General features: G+C 70.6%; 16 protein-coding genes. 12 read left to right on the top strand and 4 right to left on the bottom strand.

The window, feature by feature from the left end; genetic code table 11:
* The first annotated feature begins 147 nt into the window (after positions 1-147).
* Together M8J73_RS27835 and M8J73_RS27830 are read left to right on the top strand one after the other, a co-directional pair.
* Positions 148-693: an META domain-containing protein gene (locus M8J73_RS27835; RefSeq protein WP_055537258.1), complete on the top strand. Its 546-nt coding sequence runs from the start codon at positions 148-150 to the stop codon at positions 691-693.
* Positions 690-2081 (top strand): hypothetical protein, encoded by a 1392-nt coding sequence (locus tag M8J73_RS27830; protein WP_079055293.1) that lies wholly within the window; start codon positions 690-692, stop codon positions 2079-2081. The genes M8J73_RS27835 and M8J73_RS27830 overlap by 4 nt, the downstream gene beginning before the upstream one ends.
* Positions 2082-2126: 45 nt before the next feature.
* On the opposite strand, the gene M8J73_RS27825 is transcribed toward M8J73_RS27830, so the two are convergent.
* Both M8J73_RS27825 and M8J73_RS27820 read right to left on the bottom strand, forming a co-directional pair.
* Positions 2127-2687 carry a carboxypeptidase-like regulatory domain-containing protein gene (locus M8J73_RS27825; RefSeq protein ID WP_055543208.1) on the bottom strand — a complete coding sequence of 187 codons (561 nt, stop codon included), beginning with the start codon at positions 2685-2687 and terminating at the stop codon, positions 2127-2129.
* A gap of 178 nt (positions 2688-2865) precedes the next feature.
* Complete coding sequence (locus M8J73_RS27820; RefSeq protein WP_249829226.1) at positions 2866-3489, bottom strand: rhomboid family intramembrane serine protease; 624 nt, start codon at positions 3487-3489, stop codon at positions 2866-2868.
* 90 nt (positions 3490-3579) lie between these two features.
* Between M8J73_RS27820 and M8J73_RS27815 the strand changes: the two genes are divergently transcribed.
* From M8J73_RS27815 to M8J73_RS27785, 7 genes are all read left to right on the top strand, one after another.
* On the top strand, positions 3580-4359 hold the full coding sequence (locus M8J73_RS27815) for a UbiX family flavin prenyltransferase (RefSeq protein WP_249829225.1): 780 nt from the start codon (positions 3580-3582) through the stop codon (positions 4357-4359).
* 108 nt (positions 4360-4467) lie between these two features.
* Positions 4468-4923: an Lrp/AsnC family transcriptional regulator gene (locus M8J73_RS27810; protein WP_055513474.1), complete on the top strand. Its 456-nt coding sequence runs from the start codon at positions 4468-4470 to the stop codon at positions 4921-4923.
* 60 nt (positions 4924-4983) lie between these two features.
* The gene (gene mqnE, locus M8J73_RS27805; protein ID WP_055542825.1) at positions 4984-6147 is read left to right on the top strand and encodes an aminofutalosine synthase MqnE; all 1164 of its coding nucleotides are present in this window, start codon (positions 4984-4986) and stop codon (positions 6145-6147) included.
* A 237-nt stretch (positions 6148-6384) separates the two neighbouring features.
* Positions 6385-6909, top strand: a complete 525-nt coding sequence (locus M8J73_RS27800) for a GNAT family N-acetyltransferase (RefSeq protein WP_249829224.1) — start codon at positions 6385-6387, stop codon at positions 6907-6909.
* A 108-nt stretch (positions 6910-7017) separates the two neighbouring features.
* Positions 7018-7449 (top strand): DUF4229 domain-containing protein, encoded by a 432-nt coding sequence (locus M8J73_RS27795; protein ID WP_055543064.1) that lies wholly within the window; start codon positions 7018-7020, stop codon positions 7447-7449.
* A 76-nt stretch (positions 7450-7525) separates the two neighbouring features.
* Complete coding sequence (locus M8J73_RS27790; protein ID WP_055543063.1) at positions 7526-8182, top strand: TetR/AcrR family transcriptional regulator; 657 nt, start codon at positions 7526-7528, stop codon at positions 8180-8182.
* A 481-nt stretch (positions 8183-8663) separates the two neighbouring features.
* On the top strand, positions 8664-9467 hold the full coding sequence (locus M8J73_RS27785) for a DUF418 domain-containing protein (RefSeq protein WP_249829223.1): 804 nt from the start codon (positions 8664-8666) through the stop codon (positions 9465-9467).
* Between the two features lie 117 nt (positions 9468-9584).
* Here the strand turns inward: M8J73_RS27785 and M8J73_RS27780 are convergent, their stop codons facing one another.
* Complete coding sequence (locus M8J73_RS27780) at positions 9585-10505, bottom strand: MaoC family dehydratase (RefSeq protein WP_055542449.1); 921 nt, start codon at positions 10503-10505, stop codon at positions 9585-9587.
* Between the two features lie 266 nt (positions 10506-10771).
* On the opposite strand from M8J73_RS27780, the gene M8J73_RS27775 reads away from it, so the two are divergent.
* Positions 10772-12796 carry an AMP-dependent synthetase/ligase gene (locus M8J73_RS27775; RefSeq protein ID WP_249829222.1) on the top strand — a complete coding sequence of 675 codons (2025 nt, stop codon included), beginning with the start codon at positions 10772-10774 and terminating at the stop codon, positions 12794-12796.
* Between the two features lie 55 nt (positions 12797-12851).
* Here M8J73_RS27775 and M8J73_RS27770 read toward each other — a convergent pair whose 3' ends face one another.
* The gene (locus tag M8J73_RS27770) at positions 12852-13916 is read right to left on the bottom strand and encodes a phage baseplate protein (RefSeq protein ID WP_055537645.1); all 1065 of its coding nucleotides are present in this window, start codon (positions 13914-13916) and stop codon (positions 12852-12854) included.
* 331 nt (positions 13917-14247) lie between these two features.
* On the opposite strand from M8J73_RS27770, the gene M8J73_RS27765 reads away from it, so the two are divergent.
* Both M8J73_RS27765 and M8J73_RS27760 read left to right on the top strand, forming a co-directional pair.
* On the top strand, positions 14248-20841 hold the full coding sequence (locus tag M8J73_RS27765; protein WP_249829221.1) for an RHS repeat domain-containing protein: 6594 nt from the start codon (positions 14248-14250) through the stop codon (positions 20839-20841).
* Positions 20838-21236 (top strand): hypothetical protein, encoded by a 399-nt coding sequence (locus M8J73_RS27760; RefSeq protein ID WP_055537644.1) that lies wholly within the window; start codon positions 20838-20840, stop codon positions 21234-21236. The genes M8J73_RS27765 and M8J73_RS27760 overlap by 4 nt, the downstream gene beginning before the upstream one ends.
* Positions 21237-21238 lie beyond the last annotated feature (2 nt).

The raw sequence follows: 21238 nt of genomic DNA, 5'->3' as shown, positions 1-21238 counted from the left end.
ACGACTTCCACCGCCGGGTGCGGTGGCCGCGGCTCCGTAGCGAGGACCAGTTCCTTCGGCGCGGCCTTGCGGTGTGCGTCCGCGCTGCTACGTTCCTGACAACGCCGGCGCGTTCGCCTCGGCGTCCGTGCGGGTCAGGGGGACCCCGTGTGGAAGACAGCGGCGCGTGACGCGCTTCTCGGCCTCACCGTCATGGCATCGCTCCTCGGCACCACGGGGTGCTCCTCGGAGGACGAGCCGGACGACTCCGGTGGGAGGGGCCCCGGGACGGTCACCACAGCCACCTCCGGCGCCACCGAACCGGTGGAGGACGACGGGCAGGTGTTGCCCGGCGCGCTCGTGGGGGCGTGGAGCAGCGTGGAGGAGAAGACCTCCACCGCCACCATCGCCTACCGGTTCACCGGCGGAGGGCGCTACAAGTACGCGGGCCTCGTGAGCTACCTGGTCCCCGAGGGCACCGTCAAGATCACCTTCGTGGCCGAGGGGACGGCGCGGGTCGACGGCTCGACGCTCGTGCTGCGGCCCATCACCGCCACGCGGTCCAAGGAGGACCCGAGCGCCCCGCAGGACGACTACACGGACGCGCCCTCGTCACTCGCCCCCCAGACCTACACCTGGCAGGTGGAGGACGGCCGACTCACCCTGACCGGCGCGGACGGCAACACGGTCACGTACCGCCGGGAACCGACATGAGCCCGCACCCGGCCCCACCACCGGACCCGACGCCCGCGCCGCCGCCTCCCGCGCCTCCGGGGCCCACGCCGCCTCCCGCGCCTCCGGGTCCCACGCCGTCGCCCGCCCCTCCCGATCCGGCGCCCACGCCTCCGGAACCGCCCGATCCGCCTCCGCGTTTCAGTCCGCGGATCCGGGTCCAGATCCTGCTCATCGCCGTCGTCGCGGCGGCGACCCTGGGAGCCGGCTGGCAGTTCAGCCAGGCGGGCGGCGCCTATCAGACGGCGGTGCGCCAGGACATCGAGCGGCAGGCGGCACTGCTGGAGCACGTACGGCAGGTCTACGGCATCGAGGCACCGCAGGCGTTCCAGGTGGCCGCGGCCCGCGCCAGGACCGACCTGCTGCGGCCGATCAAGGACGACGGGAGGCTCGCGGCGTCCGAGTACACGATCGCCTCCCAGACCGCCTTCGTGCTGCGCGACTCCACCCACATGAGGGACAGCCTCTACCAGGAGCGCCTCGGCTACGACGTGCCCCGTCGGCTCGCCGAGGTCCAGGACCGGTCACCGGACGCCTATGCCCTCGATCCGGCGGCACGGTCACGGGAGGGGGACCGCTGGGCACTGTGGGCGCTGCTCTCCGTCGCCGTCGCGGTGGCGGCCGTCGTCGCCGCCGTGGTCGCCGCGAACGTCCTGCGGCCCCGGCGATGGCGCCGCCCGCCGGGCTCGGCCGCCCGCCGGGTCATCAGGTCGCTGGAGTTCATCCCGCAGCCGGCCACGGCGGCACCCGAGGCCCGGCTCGGCACAAGGCTCAACCTCCTCGTGGTGGTGCTGCTGTTCCTGCTGCCCCTCGGGCAGGCCTACGCGGCCGGCGGCGAGCAGCGGGCACAGGCGGAGGCGGCACGGGAGGCGTCCCGGATCAGGACGAACGTCGTGGCGGGTCAACTGCGTGAGGCGTTCCTGTACACCGCCCGACAGGCCACCCTGCGGGCCGCGACTCAGGGCATCGCCCGCGAACTCGCAGCGATCGACGCCGACGACCCCGAGACCGCCCGGCAGGAGAACCAGGTCGCGTCCGTCGAGACCAGGGCCGCGACCATGATGGGGGTCATGGCCGAGTACATGGGCAGGGCGCCCACCCTCTCCGACGGCGTGGACGCGGACACCGTGAGCGCGCTCCGGAGCGGCGAGAAGGAGTGGTCGGGGGGCGTCGCCGAGCAGAATCGGCAGGTGGTCCTCGCCCAGCGCAGTGGCGACCGTGCCCTCCTGCTGGCCGCCGCCACGGCCCTCGCCGTCGTCGCCCAGGTCCTTGCCGCCTCCGCCATGGCCTCGCAACGCCGACGCCGGCTCCTGTGGCCGGCCGGTGCGGCGGCGCTGTCCCTCGCCCTCACTGCGGCGACCGTCCTGTGAACCGCCGAGCACCGCTAGCTCACGCGCCCCCTGGACGTCCCCCGCTCAGTCGTACGGGGCCCAGAGGAAGTTGATCTCCTGGTCCGGTGGGACGGTGAACGAGCTTCCCGGCAGGTCCACGGGGACCACGTTGTCCAGCTCCGTCCCGGGGTCCCCGTAGAAGGCGAAGGTCTGATAGACGCCGTCGGGCAGCTTGTAGGCGTACGTGCCGTCGGCTGCCGTATAGGTCTCGTAGAAGCCGTTGCGCGGCACCGTGTAGAAGGTGACGCGTACGCCCTCCACCGCGGACCCGGCCTCGTCGAGGACCTGTCCCACGACCACGTTCTCCCCGAGCCCCGGGTTGTACCCGCCGTCGTCACCGCCGTCGGCCGCACCTGTACCGCCGTCGGTCGATCCGCCGTCAGTCGATCCCCCGTCAGTCGATCCCCCGTCGGTCGAGCCGCCGTCGAGTAGGCCGCCGGTCGTCGAGGTGCCGACATCGGCCGAGTCCTCGTCCTCCGGGGAGTCGCCGCAGCCGCCGACGAGTGACAACCCGCCCAACAGCGCCGCGACGCACAACCAGCGACCGGACCGCTGCCGTAAGCGCAGGACAGGCTTCGACTTCATTGGGCACCCCCCGTGGCCAGGGCTCCACGGTGCTCCCGGGGGCGCAGGCCGTCAACGCGGGCTCACCCGCGTTCATCCGGAGATACGCCCGCTGCCGTACCCCTGCCGCCGCTGCGGGGCGACCCGTTCCGACCCCCGCCCCGGCTCCTGCTCCGTCTGCTGGATCTGAAGGCGCGCCCTACGCCGTGAGTGCCCCGCGGGGCTGACGGCGGCGGAACAGGAACGCCGCCACCACCCCCGTCACCAACCCGATCAGGTGGCCCTGCCAGCTGATCCCGGTCTCGGTGGGGGCGATACCGCCGAGGATCGCGCCGCCCCAGATGGCCGCGACCAGCACCCCCACCCCGACCCCCAGCAGCCGGCGCTCCACGAAGCCGCTGACGACGAGGAAGCCGAAGAGGCCGAAGACGACGCCGGAGGCGCCCGCCGTGTTGGTGTTGTCCGGGGATATCAGCCACACGCCCAGACCGTCGGCCACGATGATCAGCGCGCAGACCGCGACGAACCGGCGCAGCCCGCCCAGCGCCGCGAGGAAGCCGAGCACCAGCAGCGGCACGCTGTTGGCCGCGACATGGCCGAAGCCGAAGTGGATGAACGACGCGGGCACGACGTCGACCAGTTCGGGCACCGACCGCGGCATGATGCCGAAGTCGTCCAGCGCGTTCCCGCTGGCCACGTCGATCACTTCGAGGATCCACAGCAGGGCCACCCAGCCCGCCATCAGCTTGGCGGCGGCCTTCGCGCGATCCCCGCGCGACCACTCCCGATCAGGGCTCAGCGCCCCGCGCACTCCACTTGCCATGTCAACCCCCGACTCATCTCGTCCCCTCAGTGGAACGGCCGTGCCCCCTTGACCGGTTCCCGCCCCACGGCGCCGGATAGGCTCGGTGTCGTGAACCGAGTCAAGCCAGGAGAGACGGCGCGTACGCCTTGGATCGTAGGGGTCTCCGGCGCATCCGGCACCCCATACGCCGCCGCCGTACTGCGCGCGCTCCTCGCCGCGGGCGAAAGCGTCGACCTCGTGGTGTCCCGTGCCTCGCGGCTGACCCTGTTGGACGAGACGGGCATCGCGTTCCGGGACGCGCACTGGCGTGACGACCTGCGGGAATGGCTGTCGCGCGGCGCCGACGGCAAACCCGGCACGTTCCCGGTGGACGTCGACGGCGACCGTGTACGGCACTGGAGCGCCGGCGACCTGGCCGCCGGGCCCTCCTCGGGCTCGTACCCCGTCAAGGGCATGCTGATCGTCCCCGCGTCGACGGCGTGCGTCGCGGGCGTGGCCCTGGGGCTCAGCAAGGACCTGCTGCAACGGGCGGCGAGCGTCACCCTGAAGGAACGGCGCCGGCTCGTCGTCGCCGTACGGGAGACGCCGCTGAACGGGCAGACCCTGCGGCATCTGGTGACCCTGGACGACGCGGGCGCGACCGTACTGCCCGCCTCCCCGGCCTTCTACGCCGGGGCCACGCACATCCAGGACCTGGTGGACTTCGTGGCCGGGCGGGTGCTGGACGCGGCGGGCGTCCCGCACACCCTGTACCGGCGCTGGGAGGGCGAGATCGGCGGATCCCGCCCCTCCGGGACGAGCGACCCGAGCGACACGAGCGGTACCGGTACGACGGCCCCCACAGCCCCCACAGCCCCCACAGCCCCCACAGCCCCCAGGGTCACCTGAGCGGCATCCGCCCACCCCCCACGCACGGCGCACCACGCTCATCACACCGAGCAACTCCTCATCAGCAACTCCGGACAAGCAACTCTTCAGTGGAAGGCAACCGATCGCATGGACGCGGTGGACAGGCAGCTCATCCAGGCCCTGAGGGAGAACGGCCGGGCCTCCTACGCGGAGCTGGGGCGCCTCGTCGGCCTGTCGGGACCCAGTGTCACCGACCGCATCAACCGGCTGGAGGCCGCCGGTGTCATCACCGGCTATCGCGCCACCGTCGACGCGGCCTCCCTCGGCCTCGGCGTGATCGCGCTCATCGGGATCTCGCTCTCCGACGCCGCCGACCACGAGGACGTGGCGAACCGGCTGCGTGACCTCGACGAGATCGAGGACTGCTGGTTCATCGCCGGCGACGACTCCTTCATGCTCAAGGTGCGCGCCACCGACGTCGACGGCCTGGAGAAGACGATCCGCCGGCTGTCCGGCACGAAGGGCGTCTCCCGGACCCGTACGACGATCGTGCTCTCCACCAAGTGGGAGAACAGGGTGGGTGAGCTGCCCGAGGAGCAGTAGACCTCGGGGAGTACGGTGGCTGGGTTGCCCATTGAGGGAAGACTGAGGGAAGGCGGAGGCATGGACGTCGGGCTCAAGCGCGAGCTGGAGGAGAAGGTCCGCTCCGGTGAGCGGCTGACCCGCGAGGACGGCATCGCGCTGTACGAGTCGGACGACCTGGCGTGGCTGGGCGGGCTCGCGCACGAGGTGCGGACGCGGAAGAACGGCGACGTCGTCCACTTCAACGTCAACCGTCACCTCAACATGACCAATGTGTGCACGGCCTCCTGCGCCTACTGCTCCTTCCAGCGCAAGCCGGGGGAGAAGGACGCGTACACGATGCGCATCGAGGAGGCCGTCAAGCTCGCCAAGGCGATGGAGTCGGAGAACCTCACGGAACTCCACATCGTCAACGGCCTGCACCCGAACCTGCCGTGGCGCTACTACCCGCGCTCGCTGCGGGAGCTGAAGGCGGCCCTCCCGAACGTCTCGCTGAAGGCCTTCACGGCCACGGAGATCCACCACTTCGAGACGATCAGCGGGCTGTCGGCGTCGGAGATCCTCGACGAGCTGATCGACGCGGGCCTTGAGTCCCTGACGGGCGGCGGCGCGGAGATCTTCGACTGGGAGGTCCGCCAGCACATCGTGGACCACCGCACCCACTGGGAGGACTGGTCGCGGATCCACCGCCTGGCGCACGAGAAGGGCCTGAAGACCCCGTGCACCATGCTCTACGGCCACATCGAGGAGCCCCGGCACCGCGTCGACCACGTCCTGCGGCTGCGCGAGCTCCAGGACGAGACCGGCGGCTTCCAGGTCTTCATCCCGCTGCGCTACCAGCACGACTTCGTGGACATGCAGGACGGCAAGGTACGCAACCGGCTCCAGGCGCGTACGCAGATGGCGACGGGCGCGGAGGCGCTGAAGACCTTCGCGGTGTCGCGGCTGCTGTTCGACAACGTCCCGCACGTGAAGGTCTTCTGGGTGATGCACGGCGTCCAGACCGCGCAGCTCGCGCTCCAGCACGGCGCCGACGACATGGACGGGTCGGTCGTCGAGTACAAGATCACGCATGACGCGGACAACTACGGCACGCCGAACAAGCTGACCCGTGAGGACCTGCTGGACCTCATCCGCGACGCCGGGTTCCGGCCGGTGGAGCGGAACACGCGGTACGAGATCATCCGGGAGTACGAGGGGGCGGATCGGCTGCGGCGGGAGTCTCCTCAGCCGATGCGGGTGTGAGCCGGACGCCTAATAGCTCGGGGGCCACTGTTGTCGTGCGGGTGCGGGTGGTTCGTGGTTTCTCGCGCAGTTCCCCGCGCCCCTGGGAGGAACGGGCCTGCGGCCCGTCCTCCAGGGGCGCGGGACGGTGATGTATGCGGCTCCGCCGCGTGGGCGCGAACGGCCCCCACCCAGCCGCGCGTGTCCACGGTCCGAATCCGTTTGAGCGCCGCCGAACGTAATGGCTAATCTCGCCCCATGGCCCTTACCTTCCAGCTCGATCCTCCCCTCACGCCCGACCTCCGCGACGGCATCCTCCGCCTCTGGGCGGACGTCTCCAACGCCGGTGGTGCCGTCGGGTTCGTGGCGCCGGTGGCGCCGGAGGCGATACGGCCCGAGCTGGTGAAGCACATGGTGGGGATGGCGGAGGGCCGGCAGCGGCTGCTGATCGGGTTCGACGCGGCCGGCGCGCCCGCCGCCACCGCGTTCTTCAGCTTCAACACGCACCGCCTGATGACGCACTGGGTCTGGCTGTACACCGTGATGGTGCACCCCGCCCACCAGGGCAAGGGCTACGGCCGCGACCTCATGAAGGCGGCCGAGGAGGCGGCCCGCGGCTTCGACGGCATCGACGCCGTCCGCCTCACCTGCCGCGGCGGCCTCGGCCTGGAGCACTTCTACGCCGCCTGCGGTTACAAGGAGGTCGGCCGCGTCCCCGGCGCCATCCGGGTCGCCCCCGACGACCACCGCGACGACATCACGATGCTCCTGTCCCTGACCTGATCCCTGCCCGTCCCGCCCGCACCCCCGTGCAAGATCACCCCCCGACCGTGCTTCACTGGACGGTGGCCTTTGGGAACGTCCGGTACGGAAACGGAAGAGTGGATTGAGATGCTCCGCTACACACTGATGCGCCTCGGGATCTTCGTGGGCTGCTTCGTGGTCGTCTGGGCGCTCGTCTACTCCGGCGTCGCCCCGCGTGGTCTCGGTGCCTCCAACGGCATGTGGATGATCATGCTGGCCCTCGTCGTCTCCGCGCCGATCAGCTTCGTGGCCCTCCGCAAGGAGCGCGACCGGGCCTCGGAGCGGATCGCTCCGCGCCTCGACCGTTCCATCGACCGCGTGAAGTCCAACCTCGCCGCCAACCGCAGCCAGGAGGACGAGGCGGACGACGTGGCCCGCACCCCGGCCCCGGCCGGCGCTCCCGCCAAGGACACCGCCGAGGACACGGCCGAGGACACCGACGCCGGGAACGCCAAGCCCGCGGAGAGCGGCCCGGACTCCGAGAACGCCAAGGCTTCCGAGGGCGTCAAGGCTTCCTAGGTGGGCCGGGGCTCCCAGTGGCCCGCCCCGGAACGGCAGGGATCTTTCCCGGCGGCAAAACCGTACGCTTGCCCGCATGGGTGCTGTGAAGAACAAACGGATGCCCCGGGCGGTACGGGAACAGCAGATGCTGGACGCGGCCGTGCGGACGTTCGGGCAGCGCGGCTACCGGGCCGCCTCCATGGACGAGATCGCCGAACTGGCGGGCGTGTCCAAGCCGTTGGTGTACCTGTACCTGAACTCCAAGGAAGACCTCTTCACCGCCTGCATCCGCCGCGAGGCCCAGGCGCTCACCACCGCCGTACGCGAGGGCGTCAACCCGGGGCTGCCCGCCGACCGGCAACTCTGGGAGGGGCTGCGGGCGTTCTTCACGCACACCGCGCGCAACCCGGACGCCTGGGCCGTCCTGCACCTCCAGGCCCGTACACATGGTGAACCCTTCGCCGCCGAGGTCGCGGCGATGCGCGAGGAGATGGTGGCGTTCGTGACGGGGCTGATCCTGGTCGCCGCCCGAGAGGCCCGCCGCGACCCGTCCCTCCCCGAACGCGAGGTCGCCGGCCTCGCCGAGGCACTCGTCGGCGCCGCCGAAGCCCTCGCGGCCTGGGCCAACGCCACGCCCGGCCTGACCGCCAGGCAGGCCGCCGCCACCCTCATGAACTTCGCCTGGTCCGGCCTCGGCAACCTGATGGACGGCCACCCCTGGAGCCCACCGGCCGACATGGCCACGTCGTAGGTCCACCGGGTCCGCCAGTGCCATGCCGGACGGTCTCCGGCCGCGGGCCGACCGGCGACGACCGGTGGGGCCGACCGGTGGGGCCGACCGGTGGGGCCGGCCCCACCACGGATCCTCGGGTGCACCGGCTCGTGCCGTGCCCCCTGCGTTCCTAGCGTTTTCGTATGACGGAAACGCTGCGATGGCCCACTCCCACCCGGTTATTGGGCGTCGACGCGCTGCGCGGGTTCGCGCTGTTCGGCATCCTCGTCGTGAACCTCGCTTCTTCGCCTCCGGCTACCCGTTCCACCTCGTCGTCGATCCGGCGCACGGCTCCTGGCCGGCCGACTCCGCCGAGTTCGTGGTCCGGCTGCTGTTCGAGATGAAGTTCTACCTGCTGTTCTCGTTCTCTTCGGCTACAGCTTCATCTTGCAGCCGGCCGCCGCGGAGCGGGCCGGCGCCAACTTCACCACACGGTTCGTCCGCCGGCTCGGCGGCCTTTTTGACCACCTACGCGCTGCTCGGTCTCGTCCTGCTCGCCGTGCACCGGATCCGGCCGAGGACGGCGGTGATCGCCGCGGGGGTGATCGTCGTCGTCATGGCGGCCGGTGCGGCCGTGGCCGCGCTGGCCGGCGCCGACCTGGTCGCCGACCGGGGCGCCGCGCTCGCCGACGGTCGCGCGTCGACCGACGCGTTGGACGGCGGCCCGGGTTCGGTGATCGGTGAGCATGTGCGCTCGCTGCCGGTGATGGCCGGAAGCCTGGCCGTGCAGGGCCCGCTCGCGCTGTCCGCGTTCCTCGTCGGGCTGGCCACCGGCCGGCATCAACTGCTCGCCGACGGGATCGGCAGGCACGCGGTCGCGCTGCGGCGGCTGGAGCTGGTCGGGTACCCGGTCGGGCTCACCGGCGCGCTGGTGTTCGCGGTCGGCGGCGGCACGGTCGGCCTGGCCGGGCTGGCGGTCTGCATCCTGACCGCGCCGTTGCTGACCGGCGCCTACGTGGCCACGCTGCTCCGGGTGTTCGCCACCCCGCGCGGCGCCCGGCTGGCGCCGGTGCTCGCACCGGCCGGCCGGATGGCGCTGTCGAACTATCTTGGCCAGTCCCTGCTGGGCGTGCTGATCTTCACCGGCGTGGGGCTCGGGCTGACCGGGGACACGCCCCCGGCGCTCGTGCCGGTCGTCGCCGCCGCCATCTTCGCGCTCCAACTGGAGCTGAGCCGACGCTGGCTCGCGCGGTACCGGCACGGCCCGGTCGAATGGGCACTCCGGGCCGTCACGAACGCGGAGCGTCCCCCGATGCGCCGCTGACCTCTGCCGGTGACTTCTGTCGCTGACCTGTGCCGGTGACTTCTGTCTCTGACCTCCGCCAGTGAGTTCTGTCGCTGACCTCCGCCAGTGGTTCCGGGCGGTGGCCTCCACCACCGCTCACTGGAGCAGCGGGTACACGCTCCCCGTCACATGCGTCCGCTGCCCGCCCTTCCGGTCCGTGCCGCGGAGTTCGAAGTCGCCGCCGGGGCGGCCGTCCGCCGCGTAGGCGACGGTGCCCGGGAGGGGGACCGGTGCGCGGAACTCGGCGCGGACCAGGGCCGCCGGGGGTGTGCCGTGTTCGGCGAGGCAGCGGGCGACGGTCCACATGCCGTGGGCGATGGCCCGTGGGAAACCGAAGAGGCGGGCGCCGAGGGGGTGGAGGTGGATGGGGTTCCGGTCGCCCGAGACCGCTCCGTAGCGCCGCCCCACATCCGCGCCGAGCCGCCACTCGGCTAGCGCGGGGAGCGGCGCTGCCACCGGCCGCCTCTCCCCTTCGGCCGGGCTCGGGGCGTCGTCCACGCGGTGCCGGGCGAGGTACGTGCTGCGGGACTCCCAGGCGATCTCGTCGCAGCCGCATGCGCCGCCGGTGTCCCGTACCTCCGTCACGACCGTGGCCTCGGTGCCCCGGCGGTGCGGCGTCAACCCGTCGACGTAGACGGTCAGTTCGTACTCCCCGGTGGCCGGTAGCCGACGGCGGCGGGTGATCTCGATCGAGGTGTGGACGAGCCCCAGCAGGGGCAGCGGGAAGTCGCGGCCGGACATGATCCGCATGGCGAGCGGGAAACCGAGGACGTGCGGATAGGTGAGCGGGACGGCGTCCTCGCCGGTGGGGAAGCCGCAGACCCGTTCGTACGCGGCGAGATGCGCGAGGTCGATCCGTACGCCGGGCAGGACGAGCCGGTCGAGGCGGCCGACCGTGCTGTCGCCGTGCCGGGCGGCCGTACGGGGCAGCCTGCGGCTCTTGCACGGGGAGAGCAGTGCGCCCCGCGCGAGGAGGGGCGGGAGGAGAGGAGGGCCGGTGAGGGTGAGCTGAGGCATCGGACGGTTTCCCCTTCTCCCCGGTGCGGCGCACTTCCTTACTCCCCAGTCAGGTTACCCGAGGTAAAGGTGCCGGAAGCAGCGTGTGCGAGTGGGGGAGATGAACGACCCTCAGGTAATTTGACGCCGCCTTGACCTGCGGCGGAGCGCCGCACGACACTGCACATCCCCGCCCCCGGAACATCCCCGGACCACCCCCACACTCACACGAACCTCACACACCGGCCCCGTACGATCCGGGCACACCGAACGCCCAGGAGCCGCCCGTGTCCCGCCTCGATCGCAGTGAACCCCTGCTCGTGGAACCCGAGTTGAAGCGGCTGGACGGCACGGTACGAGAGGCCTACGTCCCCCCGCTGGTCACGCCCGGCACCTACGGCTCGCTCGCGGACATCCCCTTCGACAACGCGGACCACGAGCCCGGCGCGGTCGTCCTCAGCCGCAAGGACAGCGGCAGGGGCGACGGCAGGGGCAACGGTGGGGACAGCGGCAAGGACGGCCGGGTCGGCGGTCCCGGGGACGGCCGTGAGGACGCGAACGGCAGCGGTGGCGGCAACGGCGGTGGCGACCCCGCCGGGGACGGCGGCCGTTGGCGGGACGTGACGGCGGCCGAGTTCGCGGCGGAGGTGCTCGCCGTGGCGAAGGGCCTGATCGCCGAGGGCCTCATGCCGGGCGACCGTATCGCCATCATGGCGCGGACGACGTACGAGTGGACGCTCCTGGACTTCGCGGCCTGGGCGGCGGGCCTCGTCACCGTACCCGTCTACCCCACGTCCTCCGTCTTCCAGACCCGCTGGATCCTCCAGGACTCCGGCGCGGTCGCCCTCGCCGTGGAGGCGTCCGGCCAGGCCGCCGCCCTCGGCCCCGAACTCGACCGCATCCCCGACCTCCGCCACCTGTGGGTCTTCGACAAGGGCCACATGGAACGCCTCGCCGAACGGGGCCGGGACGTGTCCGACCAGGAAGTCGCCGTACGGCGCGGGGTGCTGGGCCCCGACACCCTCGCGACCCTCATCTACACCTCGGGCACCACCGGCCGCCCCAAGGGCTGCGCCCTCACCCACGGCAACTTCTTCGCAGAGGTCGACAACGCGATCGACCTCCTCTACCCGATCTTCCGCGCGAAGACCGACGAGGAGGCGTCGACGCTCCTCTTCCTCCCGCTCGCCCATGTCTTCGGCCGTATGGTGGCGATCGCGTGCATGCGGGCCCGGATCCGCGTGGGCCACTCGCCGAGCTTCCGCACCGAGGACCTGCTGGCGGACCTGAAGTCGTTCCGGCCGACGTTCCTGCTGCTCATCCCGTACGTCCTGGAGAAGGTCTTCAACACGGCCCGCGCCTCCGCCGAACGCATGGGCCGCGCCTCCTCCTTCGACCGCGCCGCCGCCGTGGCCCGCCGCTACGGCGAGGCCCTGGAGTCCGAGCAACACGGCACCGGGCCCGGCCCCACCGCCTTCCTCAGGGCGGCCCGCTCCTTCTACGACCCCCTCGTCTACCGCCGCATCCGCAACGCCCTGGGTGGCCGGGTCCGTTACGTCATCTGCGGCGGCTCCCCGCTCGGCCGCCGCCTGGCCGCCTTCTTCGCCGGCGCCGGCATCGAGGTCTTCGAGGGCTACGGCATGACGGAGACCACGGCGGCCGTGACGGTCACCCCGCCGGTCCGCCCCCGCCTCGGCACGGTCGGCCGGCCGCTGCCCGGCACGCGTGTGCGTATCGCCGCCGACGGCGAGGTCCTCCTCCACGGCGGCCAGATCTTCCGCGGCTACTGGGACCCGCAGGCCGGCGGAGTCGTCCCCACGGGCCCCGACGGTTGGTTCGCCACCGGCGACATCGGCCGGCTCGACGAGGAGGGCTACCTCACCATCACCGGCCGCAAGAAGGAGATCCTGGTCACCGACAGCGGCAAGAACGTGGCCCCGGCCCCGCTGGAGAACTGGCTCCGTTCCCACCCGCTGATCGCCCAGGCCATGGTCATCGGCGACCGCCGCCCCTACGTCACCGCCCTGCTGACCCTCGACCCCGAGGGCATCACCCACTGGCGCCAGATGAACGGCAAGCACGCCGTTCCCCCGGAACTCCTCGTGGACGACCCGGAACTGCTCAGGGTCCTCCAACGCGCCGTCGACGAGGCCAACCGCCTCGTCTCCCGCCCCGAGTCCATCCGCCGCTTCACCGTCCTCCCCGGCGGCTTCACGGAGGAGGCGGGCCATCTGACTCCGTCGATGAAGCTCCGGAGGGAGACGATCGAGGAGGCGTTCTCGACGGAGATCGAGGGGTTGTACGAGAGGTAGGGGGCCGACGGGCGGCGAACGGGTGCGCCGCCGGCGCCCCGCTGGTCCCGCGGCCTCAGACCAGCAGGTCCTTGTAGTAGAAGCTGGCCTTCTTGTCGGTCAGTGTCTTCGATTCCTCGGAGCCGAAGCCGATGTGGAGGCGGGCCGCCGCCGGGTTGGCGGTGTCGGGGATCTGGATGGCCAGTCCTTCCGGCTCCCGGTAGTAGAGGCTCTCGCCCGCCTTGGTGAGGCTGCGTTGCACCACGGTCCCGGTGTTCCAGTCGATGGAGGTGACGTAGGTGTTGCTCTCGCTGGTGCGGTTGCCGGCGGAGTCGTAGGTGTAGGCGGTGCCGTCGAGGGTGTAGAGGTACTGGCCGAGTGAGGCGTAGCCCTGGAAGGTGGGGCCGGTGAGGACGGCCGGCTGGATGAGGGTGGCCAGGGGAGTGAACGTCCTCGCCTTGAAGGCGGCGAGGTCGTAGAGGCTGTACTTCCAGGTCCCGCTGACGCGGTGGCGGTGCGCGATCCGGCTGTTGACGGGGTCGATGGCGACGGTGTTGTGGTCGGAGCCCGGCACCGGGTCGAAGATGCTCACCAGCTGCGAGTCCGGTGTGAGGACGGCGCCGTTGGCGAACTTGAAGCGGGCGATCTTCGTGCCGTAGCCGACGTTCTGGCTGTCGGCGAGGGCGTTGGTCTCGGTCCACAGGTAGGCGCTGTTGCCGGAGGGTTCGGCGGCGATGGAGACGCCGTGGCCGAAGCCGCGCAGGTACATGCGGCCGATGATGTAGCCCTGCCAGTCGAGGCGGGTGACGCACAGGTCGCCGTTGGTTTCGCGTTCGGTGCCGGTGTAGGTGCGGCTCTCGCCGGGGAGCTGGCGTCCGGCCTGTACCAACTGCACCGTGTAGAGGTGCTTGTTGGTGTTGTCGAAGGAGAAGGACTGCAGGATCCGGACGTCCTGGAGCAGGATCTCGCGGAACCACTCGTCGGAGGCGTCGGTGAGGTCGAAGCGCTTGGATGTGGGCACGGCCGCGGCGGCGGTACCGGCGCCGGCGAGCACGGCGGAGCCCAGCACGGCCGCGCCGCCGAGGCCGACGGCGCGCTTGAGGATCTGTCTGCGGCTCGGTCTGCCCGTGTCGGCGCTCATGATGCTGGAGCCTCCCCCTGGTTGCGTGTGAACAGCCGCTGGATTCAATCACCTCGGCGTCGGGCGCACCAGACCTGTTCTCGCAGGTCAGGCCACTAGCGGCGAAATGGTTCCCCATTGTGGCGCGAATCACATATGTAAAGGAGGGGTAAGATCACGGTTCGTGTGGATCATCCGATTATGTGGGGCTACCTCGGTCGATCAGGGACCACTTACCGTCCACCGGTGATCTGATCACCATCTGGCGTGAACGCTGCGTTCGGCCTGGCGACAGGTCGGGTTCGTAGACGCGCCGGGGGCTCCCGGCTCCGGCTGGGTGGGGGATGGGTCCGTGCGACTGACGCGCAGACGTGGCACGTGGACGAGCGGCGGCCGCGCCGCACGGGCAACCGGGGTACGGGGCAGACGGGCCTCGTTGGTCCTGGTCACCACCCTGACGGCCTCGCTGCTGGCGGCGCCGACCATGGAGAGCGCGGCCTACGCCGCCGGTCACGCGAAGGCCGGCCGGAAGCAGCCCGTGAACGTCCCGGCCCAGCCCGCGGGCGGCGTCCCGCGTGACCGCGCGGAGGCGACCCCGACGAAGCCGGCCCGTACCGTCTGGCCGAAAAGCGCGCAGGCCAGGGTGTCGCTGTCCGGGCTGAAGACCGGCAAGAAGGTCCCCGTCGCCCCCACGGGTCCGGAAGGGGAGGGCAAGGCCGCGGCGGTCTCCGTGGGCCCGCCCCCGGCGACCGCCAAGTTCAGTGCCCAGTCCGCCAGGACCTCCGTGCCCGCGAAGGTGGACGTGAAGGTCCTGGACCACAAGAGCCTGGCCAAGGTCGGCGGCGTCGGCCTCGGCGTCGAGGTCACCCGGCGGGACGGCACGGCCACCGCCGGCCCTGTCCAGGTCACCTTCGACTACTCCGGCTTCAAGTACGCCCACGGCGGCAACTTCGCCTCCCGCCTGCGCCTGGTCGCCCTCCCGGCGTGCGCCCTGACCACCCCGAAGGCCAAGGGCTGCTCCCCGGGCAAGGCCAAGCCGGTGCCCGTCCGCAACGACGTGGCCGACGGCACCCTCACCGCCACGGTCCAGGCGGACGGCGACCCGACCGCCGACCAGCCGGCCCTGCGTGAGGGCTCGGGCCTGTCCCGGTCGACGATGGCCGCGACCTCGTCGGCGACGGTGTACGCGATGACCTCCGGGTCGTCGTCGGAGGCGGGGGACTACCGGGCGTCGTCGCTGAAGCCTTCGGGGTCGTGGGACGTGTCGGTCGGCTCCGGTGCGTTCACCTACAACCTCCCCATCCAGGCACCCGAACCCCCCACAGGGCCCGCGCCGTCCCTTGCTCTCGCGTACAACTCGCAGTCCGTGGACGCCATGACGTCGGCCCAGAACACCCAGGCAAACTGGGCGGGCCTCGGCTGGGAACTGGACGGCGTCGGCTTCATCGAGCGCCGCTACCGGGGCTGCCAGGATGACGGCAGCGGCTCCGGCTGGGTCGGCGACCTGTGCTGGGACTCGCCGAACTCGGACACCGAGGTCGACGGGGCCGTGTACGTCATCAGCTTCAACGGCATCACCTCCACCCTCGTCCAGGACGGCAACGGCACCGGTTCGTACCACGTCCAGGACGACCCGGGCTGGCGCGTGCAGCATCTGACAGGCGGGCACGGCTCCGACGACGAGTACTGGGTCATCTCCACCCAGGACGGTATGCGCTACTACTTCGGCTGGGGCCGCTCCGAGCGCAACAACGCCGCCACGGACTCGGTGCTCACGGTGCCGGTGTTCGGCAACGACCCCGGCGAGCCCGGCTACGACGGCGGCATCGGCGTCCGCACCCAGGCATACCGCTGGCAGCTCGACCGTGTTGTCGACCCCAACGAGGTGGAGAGCGCCTATTTCTACGAGAAGGAGCGCAACCACTACCGGTCCGTGCTCCTGACCGACCAGGCCCGTGAGTACGACTCCGCCGCCTATCCCGTGCGCGTCGAGTACGGCTGGGCGTCCCAGATCAGCGGCGCCCAACTGCCCGCCAAGATCGACCTGAGCTACGTCGGCCGCTGCGTAGAGCGCATGGCGTACAAGGACCCCTTGGAGAGCGAGGCCGCCGGGCAGGTGGCGGACTGTCCCGCGATCTCCTCCACCCCGGACTCCTACCCGGATGTCCCCACGGACCTGATGTGCGATCCGGCCGCCGACGACGGCTGCAAGACCATCACCGGTGAGACGTACTCGCCGACCTTCTTCGCCACGAAGATGCTGTGGGACGTCAAGACCTTCGTCCGGGACACCGACTCCTCGCCGTGGGACCCGGCGATGCAGTACCAGATGAAGTACGGCCTGCCGAACCCCGAGGGCACCGTCGACAACACCCTCTGGCTCGACTACGTCCAGCGCCGCGGCTACGGCGACGGGCAGGACCTCACCCTGCCGACCATCAACATCAACGGCGAGTGGCGGGACAACCAGCTCGGGGGCGGCACCCTCAACTTCCGCCGGGTCACCCAGATCCACGGCGACCTCGGCTCGTTCGTCAACGTCACCTACCGGCACTACGACGACCAGGACACCTGCGACATCGACAACCCGCCCTCGGAGTCCAACAACACCCAGGCCTGCTTCAAGCAGCGCTGGGTGCCGGAGGGTTCCACCGACGAGCGGACGGGCTGGTTCAAGAAGTACGTCGTCGGCAAGGTGAGCGTCGACCCGGGCCCCGGCGCGGGCTCCGGCAACGACGGCGATCCGACCATGACCACCACGTACGACTACGTGGGCAAACCCGCCTGGGCGTTCCCCAACGACCCGCTGGCCAAGGACGAGGACGAGTCCTGGACCGAGTGGCGCGGGTACAAGCAGGTCGAGGTCCACACCGGCACCAAGTCCAACGCTGCCTCCACGTACTACTGGCTGTACCGGGGCATGGACGGCGATCGCACCTCCAAGACCGACCCGTCCGCCACGCGCGACGTGACGGTGGACGACGGCGACAGCGGTCGTGCGCCGGTGCCCGACTCGGCCTGGCTCAAGGGGAAGACGCTCGAGACCAGCGAACGGGACGGATCGGGCCAGTCCCACAGGCGGGTCTGGAAGGAGTACTGGGTCCACACCACCGCCCACTACGACGGTCTGCCCGACGCCCGGTTCGTCCGTGACTCGAAGACCACCACCCACGACCTGACGTCCACCGGCTGGCGCGAGCACGTCGTGAAGGACGAGTACGACACCGCCGAGCCGGCCTCCACCAAGTACGGCCTGCCCCTGCGCACCAATGACTGGGGGTTGTCCGCCACGGGCGACAACCGCTGCACGACCTATGGCCGGGCCTACAACACCGACTACTTCCCCGACTCGCAGGTGCAGCGCTGGATGGTGCTGCCCGACGAGACCCGGCACTACGCGGAGGACTGCGCCGCGCGTTCGTCGGCCAACCAGGACGCCTACACGGTGAGCCTGTACGACGGCGCCACTTCGGTCGCCGCCAACAAGCCCGGCGACGGCAACGTCACCGCGGAACGCAAGTACTCCGACGCCACCCACTACCGCGAGACCACCGCGACGTACGACGGGGGCGGCCGGCAGACCACGGTGCGGGACGCCAAGCAGAAGACCACCACGACCACGTACTCACCGGCGACGTCCTGGCCGGTCAACGGGGTGAAGGTGACCACGCCCGACCCCGACGGCACCACGGGCGGTGCCGGACCGCAGTCCACCACCACGTACTACTCCCGTCTGTGGGGAACCCCGTACCGGGTTGTGGACGCCAACGACCGGACGACCCGCATCGTGCACGACGCCGTGGGCCGCATCTCGAAGGTGTTCAAGCCCTCACGCGTCGCGAGCTACCCCGACGGCCTGCCGTCCCTGGAGTACGACTACGACATCGTCGCCACGGCCAACAGCGAGGGCGTCCCCAGCCTCGTCTCCAACGTGCCGCCGAAGGTCACCACCAGGACACTCCTGGAGTCCACCGGGAAGATATCGTCCTCGTACGAGTTCTACGACGGTCTCGGTCGGATCCGGGAGACCCAGACCAAGTCACCCACCGGCACCGGTCGGGCCGTCGTCTCCACCCGCTACGACACCTCGGGCAACGTCACCGGCACCAGCGCGCCGTTCTACAACTCGGGGACGGCCGGGATCGACGGCATGGTCCTGCCCACCGTGGAGACCCTGCCCTCCTACACCGACCTGCTCATCGACTTCGCGGGCCGCACCACCGAGTCGCGCGTCCTGGTGAACGGCGAGGCACAGACGCAGGGCCAGACGCGCACCAACTACCACGGCGACTACACCACCACGATGCCCGCCGTCGGCGAGCGCACGAACACCTACACCAATGTGTTCGGCGAGGTCGACAGGGTGGTCGAGTTCGGCCCCTCCACGTACTCGACGTATTACGAGTACACCCGCAAGGGGGAGCTTTCGAAGATCACCGACTCCAAGGGCAACATCACCACCCACACCTACAACTGGCTCGGTGAGCGCACCGGCGGCAAGGACCTCGATAGCGACCCGAACGGCGTCGCCGGCGTCACCTACGACGCCAACGGCAACATCGAGACGGTCAAGGACGGCAACGGCAACGTGGTGACGTACACCTACGATGCCCTGAACCGGCTGCTGACCACGCAGAACGGGTCGACCGTGCTGGCCCGAAACACCTACGACACGGCACCGGGCGGCATCGGGCAACTCGCCACGTCCACCTCGTACGCGGGCAGCTACGCGTACTCCACCGCCATCACCGCCTACGACGTCGAGGGCAACGTCACCGAGAAGCAGACGACGATCCCGTCCGACGGAAGCGGTCTGCAGGGCACCTACAAGACGTCCTACACCTTCAACACGGGCGGCCAGCAGACCAGCGTGACCTACCCGGCCGTCGGGGACCTGCCCGCGGAGACCGTCACCACGGTCTACGACACCTACGGCAAGCCGGAGAAGCTCACCAGCACCCTCAACAACACGGTGTACGTCGACTCCACCGGCTTCGACAGGCTGGGCCGTCTCACCGACCGCACCTATGGCACCACGGCCACGACCGGCACCACGGCCCGCCGTTCGTACACGTACGACGACGCCACCGGCACCGGCTGGCTGCAGAACATCACCACGACCACCAGCACGAAGGGCACCGTCCAGAACGACGACTTCCTCCGCGACAACGCAGGCCAGCTCACCGACCTGGCGGACCGCCTCACCGGCCAGCACGAGTGCTTCACCTACGACGAGCTGAGGCGCGTCACCCGAGCCTGGACCTCGGCGGCGACGACCGGGTGCTCCGGCCCCTTCCAGTCCGACCTCACCGGCAACCAGGACCCGTACCAGCTCGACTACACCTACGACGGAATCGGCAACCTGCAGAAGGTCACCCGCACCACGGCGACCGGCAGCAGCGTCCGCGACTACGTCTACCCCGGCTACTCCGCCGACCAGTCGACGTACACCGCCGGGGCCGCCCACCCGCACGCCGTCTCGACGATCAAGACGCCCACCGGCACGGACAGCTACACCTACGACGACGCCGGCCGGCTCGAGAGCCGCACCGTCGACGGTGCCACGACGAACCTCGTGTGGAACGTCCTCGGACAGGTCACCGCGACCAGCGGGGCCACCACCACCGGCTACGTCTACGACGCCGAGGGCGACGTGCTGATCCGCAGGTCGGCGACGGAGAACGTCCTGTACCTCGAGGGCCAGGAGGTCCACAAGGCATCCAGCGGAACACCCAAGGCCACGCGCTACTACGGCAACGGCGCCGCGGTCGTCGCCTCGCGCACAGCGGTGAGCACCACCGCCAGCAAGCTCAACTGGATCATGTCCGACGGCCAGGCATCCACCCAGCTGACCGTCGACACCGCCACGGGCACCGCGCAGCGCCGCCGCTATCTGCCCTTCGGCGCCCAGCGCGGCAGCACGGCGCTGCCCGCCGGCACCGACCGCGGCTTCCTCGGCAAGCCCGAGGACGACACGACGGGTCTGTCCATCCTGGGCGCCCGGATGTATGACGCGAGCCTCGGCCGCTTCCTCAGCCCGGACCCGCTGACCACCCCGTACACCCCGCAGAGCCTCAACGCCTACTCGTACTCGCTCAACAACCCCGTCGCCTACAGCGACCCCACGGGGCTGTCCTGCGACCTGTCGTTCGACAGCAAGGGCAACCCCGTGATGAGCGGCTCGTGCGACGACGCCCCCGGCGGTTCCTCGTCGCTGACGGACACCGGCGGCGGCAACGACGGCGGCGGACTGGACTTCGCCGTACCGCCGACCAACGCCGACGACGGATGCGGTTCCTGGGGAGTCCTGTCCGGCTTCTGTTCGTCGGTCGGTGAGACCTTCTACGGGATCGTCAGCAACGTTCCGCACACGGCGGAGTTCGCCGGCTGGATCTTCGACGGCGACTGCCGCAACGGCGGCGGCCCCGGGCAGCCGGGATGTGACTACGGCACCCAGTTCGACAACTGGGTGGGCAGCTACGGGTACGACATCGACGGTGACGCCTACCTGGTGCCGAGCACCGTGGCGGCGATCTTCAGCCACCGCCCCAGCCTTCGGTCGCTCAAGAACAAGAACTACCGCATCGACCGGCACGGGCGACTGTCGAACGGCAAGTACACCATCGACAATGAGGGGATGGCGAAGCACCTGCCCGGTCGCCGACGGGAGGACCTGTCCGCCGAGGACCGGGACGGCGCCACCAAGAGCGTCTTCCTCAAGGGTGTGGATGCGGAGCAGGCGGTGCTCGACGCGGCGGCGTACGCTGACGCACACAATCTGTGGTCCGGTGGCAACAACCCGAAGGCGAAGGTCTACGTGACGAACGGTCCGGTCGGTGTCGTCGGGCGAACCGGAGAACTCACCCACTACATCAACGTCTACAAGAAGCCGACCAAGCAAGGTGTGACTCTGGTCCACGGCGCCCCCGGAGGTGGGCCCAAGTGAACGTCTCCGACGTGGTCGGGCGGGCGGCCCGGCGTCGCGCGAGCTGGTCCTGGCTCGACTCGAAAAGGGTCATGGAGGAGTTGGCCGGCCGCTGCGCACTCGACCTCGACTGGGACTGGGAGGCCCCGGAGGGATGGGGCTCCCTCAGACGCGGGAACGAGGACGAGGCGATCGTCTCCGGGGACCTCCCGCTGTGCGTGACGTTGGCAGGCTCCCCGACTGCCCGTGCGGCGGCGGAGCTGGGCTGCGAGGTCATCACCGTGTCCTCGTGGGTGGCTCCGGAACTCTCCTGCAGTCCGGAAGTGCTCGGCGAGGCGTTCGGACACCCGGAGGGATTCTCGTCGATGGACGTCGAGGAGTTCTCCGGGCAGGACCTCTGGTTCGCGACGGTGTGAGG

This window comes from Streptomyces neyagawaensis, from assembly GCF_023516595.1.
In the GTDB taxonomy this organism is placed as follows: domain Bacteria; phylum Actinomycetota; class Actinomycetes; order Streptomycetales; family Streptomycetaceae; genus Streptomyces; species Streptomyces neyagawaensis.
This window is presented reverse-complemented; position numbering and strand designations above follow the sequence as displayed.